At 49.9% G+C, this 854-nt stretch carries 1 protein-coding gene; it reads left to right on the top strand.

What is annotated here, in order from left to right; all coding sequences use genetic code 11:
• Positions 1-63 precede the first annotated feature (63 nt).
• Positions 64-854, top strand: a 791-nt coding sequence (locus A3756_RS15915; protein WP_068553888.1) for a molecular chaperone DnaJ, incomplete at its 3' end; no start/stop codon positions are given.

Below are 854 nucleotides of genomic sequence, written 5' to 3'. Positions count from 1 at the left end.
CATCCTTCGGCAGAGGTCGGGGAAGAGTTTTATTTACGGTTTTATTGAATACGGTTGTTGCATATGTCGAAACGAGATTATTACGAAGTTCTGGGTATTGAACGCTCAGCTGATGCGAAGGAAGTTAAGAAGGCCTACAGACGCTTGGCGATGAAGTACCACCCGGACCGCAACCCGGATGATGCTCAAGCAGAAGAAAAGTTTAAAGAAGCAACTGAGGCTTATGAGATCCTTTCTGATGAGCAGAAGCGTGGCGCTTATGATCAGTATGGTCACGCAGGTGTTGACCCGCAAGCTGGTGGCGGTGGCTTTAGTGGTGGTAATGGTAACTTTAGCGATATTTTTGGTGATGTTTTCGGTGATATTTTCGGTGGCGGCGGAGGTGGCGGTGGCCGCCAGCGTAGCGCTCGTGGTGCTGATTTACGTTATACCCTCGACTTGGACTTGGAAGATGCCGTTAAGGGTACAACAGTAAAAATTCGCGTACCAACTCATGTGACCTGTAAGCCTTGTAATGGCTCGGGTGCTGCAAAAGGTTCTAAGCCTGAGCATTGTGGTACTTGTAATGGTGCGGGCCAGGTCAGAATGCAGCAAGGCTTTTTCTCTGTGCAGCAGACCTGTCCAAATTGTCGCGGCCAGGGAACAATGATTAAAGATCCTTGTCGTTCATGTCACGGTTCGGGTGTGATAGAAGAAACCAAGACTTTGTCTGTTAAGGTTCCGCCGGGTGTCGATACCGGTGATCGAATTCGCTTGGCAGGTGAGGGTGAAGCGGGCACGCATGGCGCGCCGTCAGGTGATTTATATGTACAGGTTTCGGTTAAAGAGCATCCGATCTTTGTGCGCGATGGCAA

This window comes from Oleiphilus sp. HI0086, assembly GCF_001635225.1.
This window is presented reverse-complemented; position numbering and strand designations above follow the sequence as displayed.